The organism is Pseudomonas sp. Leaf129 (assembly GCF_001423465.1).
Lineage (GTDB): Bacteria > Pseudomonadota > Gammaproteobacteria > Pseudomonadales > Pseudomonadaceae > Aquipseudomonas > Aquipseudomonas coleopterorum.
In genome coordinates this window covers 49,540-65,449 of record NZ_LMOC01000009.1, presented here as the reverse complement: position 1 = coordinate 65,449, position 15,910 = coordinate 49,540, and the positions used below count along the sequence as shown (strand labels likewise).

General features: G+C 61.8%; 12 protein-coding genes and 2 pseudogenes. 5 read left to right on the top strand and 9 right to left on the bottom strand.

From position 1 onward, the window contains the following. Positions 1–252: 252 nt before the first annotated feature. The 3 genes from ASF66_RS16640 to gbcA all read right to left on the bottom strand — a co-directional run bounded on the left by ASF66_RS16640 (position 253) and on the right by gbcA (position 6,877). Positions 253–2,271, bottom strand: coding sequence for an acyltransferase family protein (locus tag ASF66_RS16640; protein ID WP_056844650.1), 2,019 nt, complete (start codon positions 2,269–2,271; stop codon positions 253–255). A gap of 118 nt (positions 2,272–2,389) precedes the next feature. Beyond that, positions 2,390–5,404 (bottom strand): RHS repeat domain-containing protein, encoded by a 3,015-nt coding sequence (locus ASF66_RS16635; RefSeq protein WP_056844649.1) that lies wholly within the window; start codon positions 5,402–5,404, stop codon positions 2,390–2,392. Between the two features lie 177 nt (positions 5,405–5,581). Further along, positions 5,582–6,877, bottom strand: coding sequence for a glycine-betaine demethylase subunit GbcA (gene gbcA / locus ASF66_RS16630; RefSeq protein ID WP_056844648.1), 1,296 nt, complete (start codon positions 6,875–6,877; stop codon positions 5,582–5,584). A gap of 286 nt (positions 6,878–7,163) precedes the next feature. Between gbcA and gbcB the strand changes: the two genes are divergently transcribed. Beyond that, positions 7,164–8,264, top strand: a complete 1,101-nt coding sequence (gene gbcB / locus ASF66_RS16625) for a glycine-betaine demethylase subunit GbcB (RefSeq protein WP_049861377.1) — start codon at positions 7,164–7,166, stop codon at positions 8,262–8,264. A 225-nt stretch (positions 8,265–8,489) separates the two neighbouring features. On the opposite strand, the pseudogene ASF66_RS23320 reads toward gbcB, so the two are convergent. Continuing rightward, positions 8,490–9,089: pseudogene (locus tag ASF66_RS23320) on the bottom strand (methyl-accepting chemotaxis protein); the annotation flags it as partial. A gap of 303 nt (positions 9,090–9,392) precedes the next feature. Beyond that, positions 9,393–10,049 (bottom strand): annotated as a pseudogene (locus tag ASF66_RS23315) (MCP four helix bundle domain-containing protein); the annotation flags it as partial. 307 nt (positions 10,050–10,356) lie between these two features. On the opposite strand from ASF66_RS23315, the gene ASF66_RS16615 reads away from it, so the two are divergent. The 3 genes from ASF66_RS16615 to hemE all read left to right on the top strand — a co-directional run bounded on the left by ASF66_RS16615 (position 10,357) and on the right by hemE (position 12,048). Next, the gene (locus ASF66_RS16615; RefSeq protein WP_056844646.1) at positions 10,357–10,581 is read left to right on the top strand and encodes a hypothetical protein; all 225 of its coding nucleotides are present in this window, start codon (positions 10,357–10,359) and stop codon (positions 10,579–10,581) included. Further along, positions 10,578–10,871 carry a cell division protein ZapA gene (locus tag ASF66_RS16610; protein ID WP_056844645.1) on the top strand — a complete coding sequence of 98 codons (294 nt, stop codon included), beginning with the start codon at positions 10,578–10,580 and terminating at the stop codon, positions 10,869–10,871. The genes ASF66_RS16615 and ASF66_RS16610 overlap by 4 nt, the downstream gene beginning before the upstream one ends. 112 nt (positions 10,872–10,983) lie before the next feature. Continuing rightward, positions 10,984–12,048 carry a uroporphyrinogen decarboxylase gene (gene hemE, locus ASF66_RS16605; RefSeq protein WP_049861374.1) on the top strand — a complete coding sequence of 355 codons (1,065 nt, stop codon included), beginning with the start codon at positions 10,984–10,986 and terminating at the stop codon, positions 12,046–12,048. Between the two features lie 144 nt (positions 12,049–12,192). Here hemE and ASF66_RS16600 read toward each other — a convergent pair whose 3' ends face one another. Beyond that, positions 12,193–13,461, bottom strand: coding sequence for an MFS transporter (locus ASF66_RS16600; protein ID WP_056844644.1), 1,269 nt, complete (start codon positions 13,459–13,461; stop codon positions 12,193–12,195). Positions 13,462–13,646: 185 nt separating this feature from the next. Here ASF66_RS16600 and ASF66_RS16595 point away from each other — a divergent pair, with 185 nt between their 5' ends. After that, positions 13,647–14,417 carry a ParA family protein gene (locus ASF66_RS16595; protein ID WP_056844643.1) on the top strand — a complete coding sequence of 257 codons (771 nt, stop codon included), beginning with the start codon at positions 13,647–13,649 and terminating at the stop codon, positions 14,415–14,417. 188 nt (positions 14,418–14,605) lie between these two features. Here ASF66_RS16595 and trxC read toward each other — a convergent pair whose 3' ends face one another. The 3 genes from trxC to ASF66_RS16580 form a co-directional block, all read right to left on the bottom strand. Next, positions 14,606–15,049 (bottom strand): thioredoxin TrxC, encoded by a 444-nt coding sequence (gene trxC, locus ASF66_RS16590; RefSeq protein WP_056844642.1) that lies wholly within the window; start codon positions 15,047–15,049, stop codon positions 14,606–14,608. A 124-nt stretch (positions 15,050–15,173) separates the two neighbouring features. Further along, entirely contained in the window at positions 15,174–15,506 is a 333-nt protein-coding gene (locus ASF66_RS16585; RefSeq protein ID WP_236707120.1) for a type II toxin-antitoxin system HicB family antitoxin, read from the bottom strand. A gap of 8 nt (positions 15,507–15,514) precedes the next feature. Next, a complete protein-coding gene (locus tag ASF66_RS16580; RefSeq protein ID WP_049861461.1) occupies positions 15,515–15,778 on the bottom strand; it encodes a type II toxin-antitoxin system HicA family toxin in 264 nt (87 codons plus the stop codon). Positions 15,779–15,910 lie beyond the last annotated feature (132 nt).

Sequence of the window (15,910 nt, the reverse complement as noted above, 5' to 3'; positions counted from 1 at the left end):
AGGTACACCGCATGCACCGCCGACGCGGCTCGCGCCGCTGCTACAGAAACACTGCGATCCCCTGTAGCAGCGGCGCAAGCCGCGTCCGGCCTCAACGCGGTCCTCCAGGTACACCGCATGCACCGTCGACGCGGCTCGCGCCGCTGCTACAGAAACACTGCGATCCCCTGTAGCAGCGGTGCAAGCCGCGTCCGGCCTCAACGCGGTCCTCCAAGTACACCGCATGCACCGCCGACGCGGCTCGCGCCGCTGCTACAGCGGTTGGTAAAGGCGTATCAACAACTGGGTAAACGAAGGCTCCAGGATGCGATTGCCATGGCCGCTCAGATGGTCGGCATCGGCAAACAATGGCTGCGCGTCCGTGTCATACGCCGAGCAGGTCGCGCCTGGGCAAAGCATCGGCAACGGGTCCCAGATTTTCAACGCCGGGTATTCGCGGGCCAACACCGTCAGCAAATGCATTTGCGGCGCGCGTAGCTGCAATACCCGATGACGCTCCACCGTCAATCCAGGTGCGCACACAGGATTCATGCGGTTGAACACATCGGAACAACGGTTCGCCGGTGCCTTGAACACCGGCGCCGGCGCGTCGATCAGCACCGTCAGTCCGGCCGCCTGCAGAGGGGCGAGCACGACGTCGGCGGCAGCCCGAGCCTCTTGTGCCTTTTGCGCGGTGCGCTCGCCGAGCGCCTGGGCGAAGACCGCTTCCTCATCGTCCTGCCAGTCGCGCCCCGCCAGTTCCGGCATGCGCAATGACGCCAGAAACACCACATCCCCAGGCCTGGCGCGCGCCTGAATATCGGCCAGGGCGGCGTCTCGCCAAGCGCTGCAGGCGGGCGGATCGGCCGCCAGCAGACTCACCACCGCGCAGCCGCCGCGTTCGTATTCCATCACCTCGATGCCCAAGCGTAGCGAGACGATATTCAGCATCGTGCGGTAGGCAGCCGTGTGCGAGTCGCCCAGCACGAACAATTGGCGACCTTGCAGGGCAGGGTCCTCGACCGGTTCGATGGGCTCGCGGGGGTAGTGCTTGTAGGCATGCCAGGTGTAACTGTCGGCGACCGTGCTCAAAGACAGGCGTTCGGTATTGTCCACCGTCCACACGGCGGCCCAGGCAGAGAGCCCCACGGCCAGCAGGGCCGCGCCGAGGGTCAGGCTGGCACGACGTTGAAACACGCTGCGGCCACGGCGTATGGGTTGTTCGATCCAGTGGTAGGAAGCGGCAGCCAGACCCAGCACGACCAGCGGGTACAGCATCTGCACGAACAGTGTCTCCAGGCCAACGGTCCAGCGCAGGAACACGGCCACCGGCCAGTGCCACAAGTACAGCGAATAGGACAAGCGCCCCAGGTAGGTCACTGGCCGCGCACTCACGATTCGGTGCAGTAAGCTGGAGCGCTCGACACCCGCGAGCACGATGCCGGCAATCGCCGACGCAGTACCTACCACGGTGACCAGCGCCCAGGGAAAGGGAAAGCTGCGCGCGGGCGTCCACATGAACCCAGCCACCAGCAACCCCAGTCCGGCGCCCAGCAGAATCAACGGCCGCGTTGCCTCGCGCCGAGCACCGGTGGTGTCGCTCAACATCTGAAACAACAGCGCTCCAGCCGCCAACTCCCAAAATCGGCTGGGCAGCAGGTAGAACGCCGACAACGGTGCGGCCTGGGTCTGCACCGCGCACCACAGCAGCGACGCCAGGGTCAGCAGTGGCAATGCGATCCTGGCCAGCAGATGAGTGGCGTGGTAGCGCAGCCAGCAGAAAAACAGCACTGGAAAGATCACGTAGAACTGCTCTTCCACGCCCAGGGACCAGGTGTGCAGGTAGGGATTGAACTCGGCACGGGGTGAAAAATACGTGTCGCTCTGCCAGGCCAGGGTGAAGTTGCTGACGCCCAGAAACGCGGCCAGGCCGGTTTCATCGTTCTGGTTGCTGAGCCACACCGGCGGCACCAACAGGGCGGACAGCATCACGCTGACCAACAGCACTACCAACAGCGCCGGGAGGATACGCAGGGCCCTGCGGCGATAGAACTCCAGCAGGTACTCACGCCCAGGCCGGTCACCTCGTTCGGCCAGGGACTGGCTGATGACGTAACCGGAAATGACAAAGAACATGTCCACGCCGGTGAAGCCCCCCTCAAGGAACCCCAGGAACTCGACGTGGAAGATGATCACGGCAAGTACCGCGATGGCGCGCAAGCCGTCGATACCGGGTAGATAGCTCCCGGTGGATCGATTGCCTGCGCTTGGCAGATGAGAAGTGCATGACATGGTGACGCCCCTTTTTTATTGTTGGGGGGCGACACTAGTTCAGGGAGCCTGTGGGTGAAATGTTCCACAGTGTCTGGATGTTTCCTCTATCGATCCAGGGCTTTCGAGCATGCCCGAATCAAGCTGCCTGCGTCTTGCCTGGATGACGTTGGCGGTACGCTGCTACCGCTGCGCCGGCCTCGTGCAGGCTATCGACCGCCGCACCGAACTTGGCAGCAAGATCACCCAATGTCATGGTTCTTGATGAGGTTTCATTGAGTCCTGGCAGCGGATCATCCGCTTCGCTGGCGCCGTACATTTTCGCCACACGAAGTGTGCGTTCGTACAGCATGGCAAAGGTTTTGTCTGGATCGTCTTCCAGACGATCCAGTTTGGCCGGGTTCTTTTCTTGCTGTGTCTTGACGATTTCAAGGGCCGCCTTACCCCCGTCCACGCCTAACTTGAGCAGGATGCCGTGGGGGCCCAAAGCTTTGGAACCGACGGTTTTGAAGGCTTCGGTCGCAAGGTTTACGCCGTTCTTCTTGTTGTCCGGTACAAAGCCGCGGAATTTGCCGTACGCCTTGCCGATGAAGCCGTTCTTGCGGATCTTGCCATCGTGGATGATCGATGACGCTCCCAGGCTTCCGGTATGCAGGTCCAGCGTCGCATGGTTCCCCGCGTGTTCCATGCCTTTTTCGGCGGCAACACTCGCCAGCTTGCCGACCACCATGCCGATGCCTGTCCCGACCATGGTGCCAGGACCGGGCATTACCATAGTTCCGACTACGGCACCTGTAGCCGCCCCCACGCCTGTGGACGCCAAGTTAGAGACGGCAATCGTTGCCCCGCGCAGGGCTACCGACTTGGCCAGCTCACTGTTGCTTTCCATGTTTTTCAATGCCTGGATGACTCCAGCGCTGCGAGTATGGGTGATTTCGAACGACGCTAGCAGTACCCGTGCTCGTGAGTCCCTGGCGCGGTTGAACCACGTTTTGCAGTGACCTTTCCAGTTGTTGTATTTTCGCGCCTGCTCCTCCTTCGAGCCCCGCCCCCAACTGGGCTGACCGTCCAGATACTCAGCAGTCGGGCCTGCAGCGATCATGTCATCGAGCGTGTCGAAGCGGGTCTTGGCTCGGCCGTCGCTGTCGACCATGGAGACCGGGTTGTTACCCACCATGGCATACAGATTCAAACCATCGATGTCGCCGCCTGGGTCGGGGTTGATCCAGCGCATCAGCCAGGGTGCGTAGTAGCGCAGGCCGTAATAGTAAAGGCCGCTGGCATCGCGCTCCTTGCCCGAATAACGCACGGTCTTGTACTTGGCTTCCACGGCGCTGCGCCCGGCCCAGCAGGCCGTACCGCCGAATGGGTAATACTCTTCACGGCTGAGCAGATGCCCATCCTTGTCGACTTCCAGGGTGCACGAACCCAGATGGTTGCTCAGGTTGTAGCGCAGTTGGTCGTTGGGCAATGCCTCAGGTTTGCCCTCTGCCCAATGCAGCAGTCTTACGGCGCTACTGCCGGCCTGGGCGATGATCACGTGCAGCTGTTCGCCGCTGCGGCTATCGGTACGGATTTCCAGGCCGGGTAGATAACGCACTTCGCACACGCGCGAGCCGCGGCTTTGCAGGGCTGTGGACTGCTTGCGCACCCGAGCGCCGGAAGCGTCATAGCAGTAACGCTCGTAGTCGTTCTGGCCATCGTCTCGGCGCACGGTCGCCACCTCGTGCAACTGGTTGTACTCGTCCCAGGCCAACGCCTGACCTGCCTCCAATGCGTGGGCATTGCCGTTGCGGTCGAACGCGGCAGCCAATTGGGTCTCGTCGGGCAGTTGCCCATTACGCTCTGCCAAAGACCGATTGTTGGCGCGTGCCACAGCGATGAGCTGGGTCCGATTGCGTTGGCCGTTGACGTGTCGAAGTTCGACCAGGTTGCCGGCTTCGTCGTAACTCAGGTGTTGCGTGTAGTTGAGCAGCAGCGAAGCATCCTGGGGCAGGGCCAGTAGAGGAGGTAGCAGCGGCCCGTCGCCGCCGGTGTTGGCCGCTTCGCGGCCGCGGGCTTCGATCAGTTGGTTGAAGGAGTCATAGCGGTAAAGGTTGGTTGGCTCGGTACGCTGATTGGCGAAATACCGGACCGGTTGGGCCTCATCGCTTATCTGAGTGACGTTGCCAATGGGGTCGTACAGGTAATGCAGGTCCTGCAGCACCGTGTTATCGGCTCGCCTGGAGACCGAGCGTCGCAATCTCAGGTCGATGGGATCATATTCATTGCGGCTGGTTACCCCGTTGCCCGTCGTCTGCGACACCACCCGGTCGGCTGCATCGCGTACCGTGGCTCGTAGTAATTCGTGCTCCGTGCCTTGGGCAGTGACCAGACCGGCGGCGTTCTGTGCTCCGCTAACGTCATGACCGAACCGCTGGACATTACCCAGGGCATCGGCATGGCTCAGCAGTTGGCCGGTTGCATCATGTAGATACCTGCTTTGATAGCCAGCACCAGATTCCAGCAAGGCGTCGCGTTCGCTGTGGGCTTGCGGCCAATCGGCAGCGACCTCGCCGGCCAGATAATGGCGGGTAGTGCTGATGGTCTGGCCCTGGATATCCAGCGCTTCGGTGAACACGGTGCCGGCGTCGTCATCGTGTCGGTAAATGGCGCCGCATAGATTGCGTGAAGCCTGCTCGGCATTCGCTGCGGCGTAGGTGACCCGCTGCGCGGTGCGTGGCTGGCCGTCGGCGGTGGATTTGACCGTGGCCACCAGGCGCGCAATATCATCGTAGTGGCAATGAGTCACAATCTCGCGACTGTCCCATGTGGAGGTGGGCATCCCGTTGGGCTCATGCAGCATGATCTTCCAGCCCGAATCGACATTGTGCTGCCGCAAGGTGGCGCCGGAGAGGCTGAAAGTCGTGCGTTGGTTGGGTGTCTCGCTGTTGCCGGCGCAGAACTGCGCGAACTGGCGCGGATCCCATTGAGCGATGGGACGCCCGGCGCAGTCATGCCACTGGGCATTGATACGAGGCACTGCCGGGGTGTCGGCTTGTCGGCGATAGTAGCCAATACTGCGAACGGCTAAACCTCGAGGGTCGCAAACCGCCAGTGCTGGCGTGCGGCTGTGGATGGTCAGTTGCTCGGATAAACGAGGGTGAGGCGACATAGGGGGCCTGCCTTGATCGGATAGATTTCCCTCTTTATCTCCGATCGATCAGCCCCCAACCATGAACACCGATGGTATAGCCCTTCCACACAGTTGCAGTTGCAGTTGCAGTTGCAGTTGCAGTTGCAGTTGCGCCCGGTGCTTCAGCCACTGACGCAGCTTTTGCCGCAGCCAAGGTCACTCGTGCACTGCAACACCCTTGAGATAGGCCGCAGGCTCCGCCCCCAGGTTGCTCAGCAGGCGCTCGCTGTACCAGTCGATGAAGTTCACCACGCCGAACTCGTAGGTTTTCGAATACGGGCCTGGCTGGTAGGCGGTGGAGTTGATGCCGCGTTGGTTTTCCTCGGCCAGGCGCCGGTCCTGGTCGTTGGTGGCGTCCCACACCTGGCGCATGCGCGCAACGTCGTAGTCCACGCCTTCCACGGCATCCTTGTGCACCAGCCACTTGGTGGTGACCAGGGTTTCCTGGGCGCTGATCGGCCACACCGTGAAGACGATGATGTGGTCACCCATGCAGTGGTTCCAGGAGTGCGGCAGGTGCAGGATGCGCATCGAGCCCAGGTCCGGGTTCTTGATGCGGCCCATCAGTTTCTTGCAGCCGACCTGGCCGTCCATGGTCATCGACAGCGTGCCCTTGAGCAGCGGCATGCGCACGATGCGGTTGCGCAGGCCGTGGCTGGCGTGGGCGTAGGGGATCTTCTCGGCATCCCAGGCAGCGGCCGAAGCAGCCACGTGGTCCTTGAAGGCCTGGTCGGCGCGTGGGTCGGTGACGTCGTCCCATTCCAGCAGGGTCTTGAGCAATTCGGGGTGGGAGCCGCCGCAGTGGTAGCACTCGCGGTTGTTCTCCAGCACCAGTTTCCAGTTGGCCTTTTCCAGCAGATCGGTCTGCACCGCGACCTTGGTGTTTTCCATGTCGTACGGTTCCATGTAATGGTTCAGCGTACTAAGGAAGTTGTCGATCGCGGGCGGGTTCTCGGCCAGACTGATGAAGATGTAGCCGCCGGACGTCTTCACGTGCACGGGCTTGAGGCCGTACTGCTTCATGTTGAAGTCGGCGCCCATCTCGGTGCCGGCGAACAGCAGGCGACCGTCGAGTTCGTAGGTCCATTGATGGTAATGGCAGACCAGTTTGGCCACCTTGCCCTTTTCCTTGGTGCACAGTCGCGAACCGCGATGGCGGCAGACGTTGTGAAAGGCATGCACCACCCCTTCGGCACCACGCACCAGGATGATCGGATTGCTGCCAATCTGCAGGGTGAGGTAGTTGCCCTTGGCCGGGATCTCGCACGTCATGCCGGCGATCAGCCACTCCTTGTTGAAGATCTCCTGCATGTCGATCTGGAACAGGCGCTCGTCGTTGTAGAACGGCTGTGGCAGCGAGAAGGTGCGCTCGCGCTCCTGCAGCATCTGGGCGGTGGCCTTGCGTGCGGGTTCCAGTGGATCGCCCAGGCTCAGGGTAGTGGTGGCATCCATCGTGTTGATCCTCATGGCCATGCAATGTGGCCGCGAAAAAAGTGGCGGTTACGGTTGTCGACGCAAGGCGGCTGAAACTGCGTTCAGATGCGGTGGAGTGTGCGACTCGGCGCGTTGGTAACCTTATCCATGGGCGACATGGCCAAATCCATTCCCGACGCTGCAGGCTAGGCCGCATGGGCCTGGTCGCCATAAGCATGCGGATGTCGCGGATGGGAATGTGACAGGGGCAGCGCGCACGCAGAATCGCTGTACGCACCGTCGGCAGTCGACCTTGGAGAACAGCATGTCCAACCCCTTCCTGATGCCCGTCAATACCCAGACTTGGGCCAACGGGCGCCACATCGTTCGTTGCGTCAAGGTGATCCAGGAAACCTGGGACGTGCGCACCTTCTGCTTCATGGCCGACCAACCCATTCTGTTCTTCTTCAAACCGGGCCAGTTCGTGACCCTGGAGCTGGAAATCGAAGGCGAGCCGGTGATGCGCTCGTACACGATTTCCAGCGCGCCGTCGGTGCCGTACAGCTTTTCCATCACCATCAAGCGGGTGCCAGGCGGGCGGGTGTCGAACTGGTTGCACGACACCCTGCACGAAGGTCAGGAGCTGGCGGTGCACGGGCCGGTGGGGTTGTTCAACGCGATCGATTTTCCAGCGCCGAAGATCCTCTACCTCAGCGGCGGGGTGGGCATCACGCCGGTGATGTCGATGGCGCGCTGGTTCTACGACACCAATGCCAACGTCGACATGGTCTTCGTGCACAGTGCGCGCTCGCCCAAGGACATCATCTACCACCGCGAGCTGGAGCACATGGCCTCGCGCGTCGACAATTTCAGCCTGCACATCATCTGCGAGAAGCATGGGCTGGGCGAACCGTGGTCGGGCTATCGTGGCTACCTGAACCACAAGCTGCTGGAACTGATCGCGCCCGACTTCATGGAGCGCGAGGTGTACTGCTGCGGTCCGACGCCTTACATGAACGCGGTCAAGCGCCTGCTGGAAGCCGCTGGCTTCGACATGACCCGCTATCACGAGGAATCGTTCGGCGCCACGCCCCCGGAAGCGCGCGCCGACGCCGTGGAACAGGCCGAGCAGGCAGCCGATGCGCCGGAGGTAGACGTTTCCGAACTGCACCTGGTGGAGTTCACCGCCAGCGGCAAGAGCATCCGTGTGGCACCGGGCGAAACCGTGCACGCGGCGGCGTCCAAGCTCGGCATGATGATCCCCAAGGCGTGCGGCATGGGCATCTGCGGCACCTGCAAGGTATTGAAGCTGGGCGGCGAAGTGGAGATGGAGCACAACGGCGGCATCACCGAGGATGACGAAGCCGAGGGCTACATCCTGTCCTGCTGCAGCGTGCCGAAGGGGGATGTGCGGATCGAGTTTTGAGACGTGCTCTACGGGGTACCTGAACCACCGCGTTGAGGCCGGACGCGGCTCGCGCCGCTGCTACAGGGATCGCGGTGCTTCTGTAGCAGCGGCGCAAGCCGCGTCGGCGGTACATGCGGTGCATCTGGAGGACCGCGTTGAAGCCGGACGCGGCTTGCACCGCTGCTACAGGGGAACGCGGTGCTTCTGTAGCAGCGGCGCAAGCAGCGTCCAGGCGTCCGGGGGTTACACCTTGAAGCGCGCCACCATCGCGTTCAGGTCCACCGCCAGGCGCGCAAGCTCGCCGCTGGCAGCCGTGGTCTGCGCCGAACCTGCGGCGGTCTGCACCGACAGGTCGCGAATGTTCACCAGGTTGCGATCCACCTCGCGTGCCACTTGCGCTTGTTCTTCGGCCGCGCTGGCGATCACCAGGTTGCGCTCGTTGATCTGCACGATGGCGCCATTGATCGTCTCCAGTGCCATGCCGGCGCCCTTGGCGATGTTGAGGGTCGACTCGGCGCGTTCGGTGCTGTTGCGCATCGAATCAACCGCCTGTTCTGTGCCGCCCTGAATGCTGCCGATCATGCGCTCGATCTCGCTGGTCGACTGCTGGGTGCGATGGGCCAAGGCACGGACTTCGTCGGCCACCACGGCAAAGCCGCGGCCGGCCTCACCAGCGCGTGCCGCCTCGATGGCAGCGTTGAGCGCCAGCAGGTTGGTCTGGTCAGCCAGGCCACGAATCACGTCCAACACCTTGCCGATGTCCCGCGATTCGGTGGCCAGATGGCCGATCAGATCGGCTGTGCTCTGCACGTCGCCACTCATGCGCTCGATGGCGCTGACCGTTTCCATGACCAGATCGCGACCATCGCTGGCCGACGTCGTGGCGTCCCGGGAAGCCTCGGAAGTGCTCACGGCATTGCGAGCCACTTCTTCCACCGCACTGGTCATCTCGTTGACCGCCGTGGCAGCCTGTTCGATCTCGTTGTTCTGCTGAGTCAAACCGCGCGCGCCTTCGTCAGTCACGCTGTTGAGCTCCTCGGCGGCAGAGGCCAGTTGCGTCGCCGAACCGGAAATGCGCTGCAGGGTGTCACGCAGCTTGCCCTGCATCTTCTGCATGGCCAGCAGCAGACGCGCGGCTTCGTCGCGTCCCTCTGCGTGGATCGGCTGGGTCAGATTGCCCTCGGCGATGGCCTCGGCCGCGACCAGCGCCTGGTCGATCGGCTTGACGATGCTGCGGGTCAGCAGCCAGGCGAACAGGAACGTCAGCAGCGTGGCCACGATCAGCATGCCCACCACCCAGCTGAACGCCGAGCGGTATTCGTCATCGGCTTGCTGGTTGATCTCGCGGGTCTGCGCGTTGTTGATCTTGACCAGCTTCTCGAGCGCGGCATTGACCTGCTCCGAGTTGCTCAGCATGTCGCTGTTGAGCATCGTGCGCAGCTCATCCACCTGGCCGTTGGCCGAAAAGCCCTTCATGCGCGTCTCGAGCTGACGGTACTGGCTCAGCAGGCGCGTGTAGTCGTCGTATGCCGCCTGCTCCTCTGCGCTGGCGATCATTTTCTCGTAGCGGGCCTGGGCCTGGTTGATCTGTTGATTACGCTGATCGAACAACTGCACGGTCTTCTGCTGGGTATCGGCTTCGCGATTCAACAGCAGGCGGTACGACAGCACGCGCAGGCGCAGAGTCAATTGAGTCAACTCGTCCAGGCTGGTGATGCTGGGGACGGTGTTGTTCTCGATGTTCTGGCCTGCTGCACGGATATGGCCCATCTGGTTCAGGGAAAACACCCCCAGCACGATCATCAGCAGACCAATGAGGGAGAAGCCGAGCAGAGCACGCGGAGCAATGTTCATGTTGCGTAGAGACATGTAGGGACACCGAAGGGTAGGGCGCGGTCCGTGCGACACAGAAAGGAGCATCGCTGCTTATCGGTCGAACGTGAAAAGTCTTGAGGGGCTGGCCTCATTGCAAATGGCCAGACCCCTGAAGACCGATGAACGGAGCGAACCGAATGACGATCGGTAGGTCCATCGAGGTCCTATCAAAGCTGGCCCGAGCGAGATTTTTTCTTTATCGTTCGCGCCCCTGAAAAAGTGTTGGAAATAGCTAATGTTGGAAGCGTCTCTGAATCAATTGGAAAACCTGGTAAACGAGCTGGTGCAACACAACCGGGAACTGGCTGAACGCAATGCCCAACTGTCCGGCGAGCTGGCTCAGGCCAAGGATGACAACGACACGTTGCAACTCAGCCTGCTGGAACATGAAGAGAAGCAGGGCGCGACCACTGCGCGCATTCAGGCCCTGGTCGAGCGCGCTGCCGCGGCAGCGGTATGAACCTTGACGACGGGGTCGAGGTCTTCTCGATTCTGGGCAACGAATATTCAGTGAAAGCGCCGCCCGGCGAACAGCAGGCGTTGCGCCGGGCATTCGATATGCTCGAACGCACCCTGGCACAGACCAAACGAAGTCATCCGACGCTGGTGGGCGACCGCTTGCTGGTGCTGGCCGCGCTGAACCTATGCCAGCGCCAGGTCGAACTTAGCCAAGGCCATGCTCAGGCCATGGACCAGTGCAAAAGCCGGATCGACGCCCTGGTCAGCCGTTGCAGCGACACTGGAAACTGATCCAACCGGGCAGCAGGGCGGGCACCCACAGAGGTCCGCCGCCCACCCCTGGCGGGTGGCGTGTTGCCCTGCGCTCTGCGAAAATCCCTCCACTTTTCTGCCGGATGTTGACATGACTGCCCTCAAGAACGACCGCTTCCTGCGTGCCCTGCTCAAGCAACCCGTCGACGTCACCCCGGTGTGGATGATGCGCCAGGCCGGTCGCTACCTGCCCGAGTACCGCGCCAGCCGTGCCAAGGCCGGTGACTTCATGAGCCTGTGCAAGAACCCGTCGTTCGCCTGCGAAGTCACGATGCAGCCACTGGAGCGTTACCCGCTCGACGCCGCCATCCTGTTCTCCGACATCCTTACCATCCCCGATGCCATGGGCCAGGGTCTGTATTTCGAAACCGGCGAAGGCCCGCGCTTCAAGAAAGTCGTCAGCACCCTGGCCGACATCGAAGCGCTGCCGATCCCCGACGCGCAGCAGGATCTGGGCTACGTCATGGACGCGGTCAGCACCATCCGCCGCGAACTCAACGGCCGGGTGCCGCTGATCGGCTTCTCCGGCAGCCCCTGGACCCTGGCCACCTATATGGTCGAAGGCGGCTCGTCCAAGGACTTCCGCAAGACCAAGGCCATGCTCTACGACCAGCCCCAGGCCATGCACCTGCTGCTGGACAAGCTCGCGCAGTCGGTCACCAGCTACCTCAACGGTCAGATCCTGGCCGGTGCCCAGGCGGTGCAGATCTTCGATACCTGGGGCGGCAACCTGTCCGCCGCGGCGTACCAGGAATTCTCCCTGGCCTACATGCGCAAGATCGTCAGCGGCCTGATCCGCGAGCACGAAGGGCGCAAGGTGCCGGTCATTCTGTTCACCAAGAACGGTGGCCTGTGGCTGGAAAGCATTGCCGACGCCGGCGCCGACGCGTTGGGTCTGGACTGGACCTGCGACATCGGCGAAGCCCGCCGCCGCGTGGGTCACAAGGTCGCGCTGCAGGGCAACATGGACCCCACCGTGCTGTACGCCAAGCCCGAAGCGATCCGCGCCGAAGTGGCACGGATCCTTGCCAGTTATGGCCAGGGCACCGGCCATGTGTTCAACCTCGGCCATGGCATCACGCCGGAAGTGGACCCCGAGCATGCCGGTGCCTTCATCAGAGCCGTGCACGAGTTTTCGGCGCAATACCACGGCTGACATCCTGCCGTGTCGAATCTTGACGCGGCCTGCACCGCTGCCACAGAAACACCGCACACCCTGTAGCAGCGGCGCAAGCCGCGTCGGCGGTGTATGCGGTGCATCCGGACGGCCCGCGTCGAGGCCTGACGCGTTGCCTCCGCTCTAGAGCTTCGACATCCCCACAGGCTGCAACTTCGCCAACTTTGCCGCCACCACCAACGCCACCGTCAACAACCCCGCGATAAACCCGCCCACACCCGTCCAGCCCCCGTAGTGCCAAGCCATCCCGCCCGCAGTGCCGGCTACGCTAGACCCTGCATAGTAGCTGAACAGATACAGCGAAGAAGCCTGCCCCTTGGCCGTCAACGCTCGGCGACCGATCCAGCTGCTGGCCACCGAATGCGCGCCGAAAAAGCCGAAGGTGAACATCAGCATCCCCAGCAGAATCACCGGCACCGGGTTGAACAGGGTCACCAGCAGACCTGTGAACATCAGCCCGATGCTCATCCAGAACACCTTGCGCCGCCCATGCTTGTCAGCCAGGGAACCGACCTGTGCCGAGCTGTAGATGCCAGCCAGGTACACTACCGACAGCAATCCCACCAAGGCCTGGCTCAGGCTGTATGGCTCGGCCAGCAGGCGATAGCCGATATAGTTGAACAGGGTGACGAAGCTGCCCATCAGCAGGAACGCTTCGAGGAACAGCCACGGCAATCCGGCGTCCTTGAAGTGCATGGTGAAGCCTTCGATCAAACCGCGCGGATTCATTCTGCGTGCGCGGAAGTTGCGCGATTCGGGCAGGATTTTAACGAACACCGCTGCCGCGATCAGCGCCAGACCACCCACCACCAGCAGGGCGGTGTGCCAGCTGACGAAGTCGATCAGCACGCCGGTGATCAGGCGTCCGCTCATGCCACCGATGGCGTTGCCGCCAATGTACAAGCCCATGGCCAGGCCGATGTGCTGGGGGTGTATCTCTTCGCTGAGGTAGGTCATGGCCACCGCCGCCAGGCCGCTCAGGCTGAGCCCGGTGAGCGCGCGCAGTAACAGGACACCGTCCCAGCTCGGCATCAAGGCGCTGCCGATCGTGCATGCTGCAGCGCAGAACAAGGCCGCCACCATGACCGGCTTGCGTCCGATGCTGTCGGAGATCGGCCCGGTGATCAACAATCCGATGGCCAGCATCCCGGTCGCCACCGACAGCACCAGGCTGCTCTGGGCGGCATTGATGCCGAACTCATGGGACAGGATCGGCATCATGGGCTGCACGCAGTAGAGCAGGGCAAAGGTGGCGAAGCCGCCGCTGAACAAGGCCAGGACCGTTCGCAGGAACTGCGGGGTGCCTTTTTCGATGTACTGTTCGTTGAAGGAATTGGCGTTTTGATGAGGGGTATCAACAGCTTGCGCAGGAGGCGCGACAGCAGTCTTCACGGTGACCTCGGAGTCGGGGCGGCAGGAGTTGGAAAACTATATAGCTGGCTAATGATTTCTGCCAACATCCTGCGCTCGTTGCAGCAAATTGTAGGAGAAATCCGAGAATGAACGCCCCAGCGCGCTAGCAACTGTAATACTCTGGTCACTACACTCGAGGCTTTGCCTGTCATGGAGAGGTATCGATGCGGCGCGTGGTGTTCAATCAGAAAGGCGGCGTGGGCAAATCCAGCATTGCCTGCAACCTGGCGGCCGTTAGTGCCAACGAGGGCTTTCGCACGTTATTGATCGACCTCGATGCCCAGGCCAACTCGACCCAATACCTTACCGGGCTCACCGGTGACGACATTCCGATGGGCATCGCGGATTTCTTCAAGCAGATCCTGTCGTCCGGACCAGCGAGCAAGAAAGGCAAGGTGGACATTCACGAGACGCCTTTCGATAACCTGCATGTCATCACGGCTTCTGCAGAGCTCGCAGACCTGCAGCCCAAGCTGGAAGCCAAGCACAAGATCAACAAGCTGCGCAAACTGCTCGACGAGCTCAGCGAAGAGTACGATCGGATCTATATCGACACACCACCGGCGCTGAATTTCTATGCGGTATCAGCCTTGATCGCGGCGGACCGTGTGTTGATTCCCTTCGACTGCGACAGCTTTTCCAGGCATGCGCTCTATGGTCTGCTCGACGAGATCGCAGAATTGAAGGAAGACCACAACGAAGGCCTGGAAGTGGAGGGCATTGTGGTCAACCAGTTCCAGCCTCGCGCCAGCCTGCCTCAGCAGATGCTCGACGAGCTCATCGCGGAGGGCTTGCCCGTCTTGCCTGTGTACCTGAACAGCTCGGTCAAGATGCGCGAGTCCCATGAGCTGAACATCCCGCTGATCCACTTGGATCCGCGGCACAAGCTGACCCAGCAATTCGTGGAATTGCACGACCTGCTCGAAAAAGTCTGAATCCGCGCGCCGCTGCTACACAACCGCGATCCCCTGTAGCAGCGGCGCAAGCCGCGTCGGCGGACAAGGTGAGCTGTCTGATACCAAGCGGTGAGACCTGACGCGGCTCGCGCCGCTGCTACACAAGCGCGATCCCCTGTAGCAGCGGTGCAAGCCGCGTCAGGGCCGCTATGCGATTCTTCAGGTTCCTACCGATCAACAATCCCTTGGGCGCGTAGCCATCCCACTAACTGGGGCAGCGGCATTGCACCGCTCTGTCGCGCGACCTCTCGACCGTTTTTGAACAGGATCAGGCTCGGTATCGAGCGAATGCCGAGCTGCGTGGACAGCTGCGGGTTGGCCTGGCTGTCCAGCTTGGCCAGCCGGCAGTGGCCCTGCAGTTGATTTGCCGCCTGTTCGAACACCGGGGCGAAGGATTTGCACGGCCCGCACCAGTCGGCCCAGACGTCCACCAGCAACGGCAAATCGCCTTTGATCTGGCTGGCATAGTCGCCTTGAGTCAGCTCGAAGGGTGTATCGAGCAACACCGCCGCCTTGCATCGCCCGCACTTGGGCTGGTCCGTCAGGCGCGAAGCAGGAATGCGGTTGAGCCCGTTGCAATGCGGGCAGGGGATTACCAGTGAGTCGCTCATGCCGGGCTCCGGTTGCACAGGTGAATCGGGTATGGGGTGGCGTTTCGTCGAGCTGCATCCAAGCAGGGCTTGTAACATTGAAGGTTCAATCGATCATGCCACTGCTCGATAGCGCTCGGGTCGATCATGGCTTCACCGTCTTGAGCTCATGCTCAAGGCTGCGCTGCACGAACTGATTGATGCTGACGCCCAGCGCAGCCGCCGCTTCAGTGACCTGGGCATGCAACGTTTCAGGCAGCCGGAGCTGAAATTTCCCCGAGTAGCATTTGACTGGCTCGATCCCTTCCTCTGCGCACACTTGCAGAAATACTCGCAACGACTCGGCGCCTTCGGTCTTCAATGCGCTGACGCTGTCGGCGTGAAAGTCCGCACCGCCATTCAGATTGATGAACTCCCCGCGAAAAGTCCCGACCTCCGGGTCGTACTGGATGACGGCCCGATGGCCGTCGATGATCATGATGTTGTTCATGGTTCGATTCCGTTGACTGCCAGCCAATTGCGGATGCTCGCCACTGCGGCCTTGTCGGTTTCCGGGGACGGATGAGGGCGATGGAACACCCGCACGGTCCCGAAAAGGACTACCGCCACTCGGGAGCCTTCTCGCTCTTGCACCTTGCCACCCAATTCGATGAACAATCGCTCGATGCGTGACCAGCGGATCGTTCCTGACACAGGGCGAGCGTAGATCGCCTCAAGCACGTCAATGTGTTTGAGCTTCGAAGGGTTCATCGTAGCGCTCCGTACTCTAAAATGGTACCAAAAAAAGGTACCGCTTCAGATATGGGTTTCGGGGCACACGATGATGGGCTGATTGCAACGAAACGGCAGTCGGACAGGCTTGAAAGCGATGTAGGCGGTGTC

What these genes read in the sequence shown, in the direction of transcription:
- gbcB (WP_049861377.1), top strand. Translation starts at nt 7,164, where the DNA reads ATGTCCAACCCCTTCCTGATGCCCGTCAATACCCAGACTTGGGCCAAC.
- gbcA (WP_056844648.1), bottom strand. Translation starts at nt 6,877, where the DNA reads ATGGATGCCACCACTACCCTGAGCCTGGGCGATCCACTGGAACCCGCA.
- ASF66_RS16640 (WP_056844650.1), bottom strand. Translation starts at nt 2,271, where the DNA reads ATGTCATGCACTTCTCATCTGCCAAGCGCAGGCAATCGATCCACCGGG.
- hemE (WP_049861374.1), top strand. Translation starts at nt 10,984, where the DNA reads ATGACTGCCCTCAAGAACGACCGCTTCCTGCGTGCCCTGCTCAAGCAA.
- trxC (WP_056844642.1), bottom strand. Translation starts at nt 15,049, where the DNA reads ATGAGCGACTCACTGGTAATCCCCTGCCCGCATTGCAACGGGCTCAAC.
- ASF66_RS16595 (WP_056844643.1), top strand. Translation starts at nt 13,647, where the DNA reads ATGCGGCGCGTGGTGTTCAATCAGAAAGGCGGCGTGGGCAAATCCAGC.
- ASF66_RS16585 (WP_236707120.1), bottom strand. Translation starts at nt 15,506, where the DNA reads ATGATCATCGACGGCCATCGGGCCGTCATCCAGTACGACCCGGAGGTC.
- ASF66_RS16615 (WP_056844646.1), top strand. Translation starts at nt 10,357, where the DNA reads ATGTTGGAAGCGTCTCTGAATCAATTGGAAAACCTGGTAAACGAGCTG.
- ASF66_RS16635 (WP_056844649.1), bottom strand. Translation starts at nt 5,404, where the DNA reads ATGTCGCCTCACCCTCGTTTATCCGAGCAACTGACCATCCACAGCCGC.
- ASF66_RS16580 (WP_049861461.1), bottom strand. Translation starts at nt 15,778, where the DNA reads ATGAACCCTTCGAAGCTCAAACACATTGACGTGCTTGAGGCGATCTAC.
- ASF66_RS16610 (WP_056844645.1), top strand. Translation starts at nt 10,578, where the DNA reads ATGAACCTTGACGACGGGGTCGAGGTCTTCTCGATTCTGGGCAACGAA.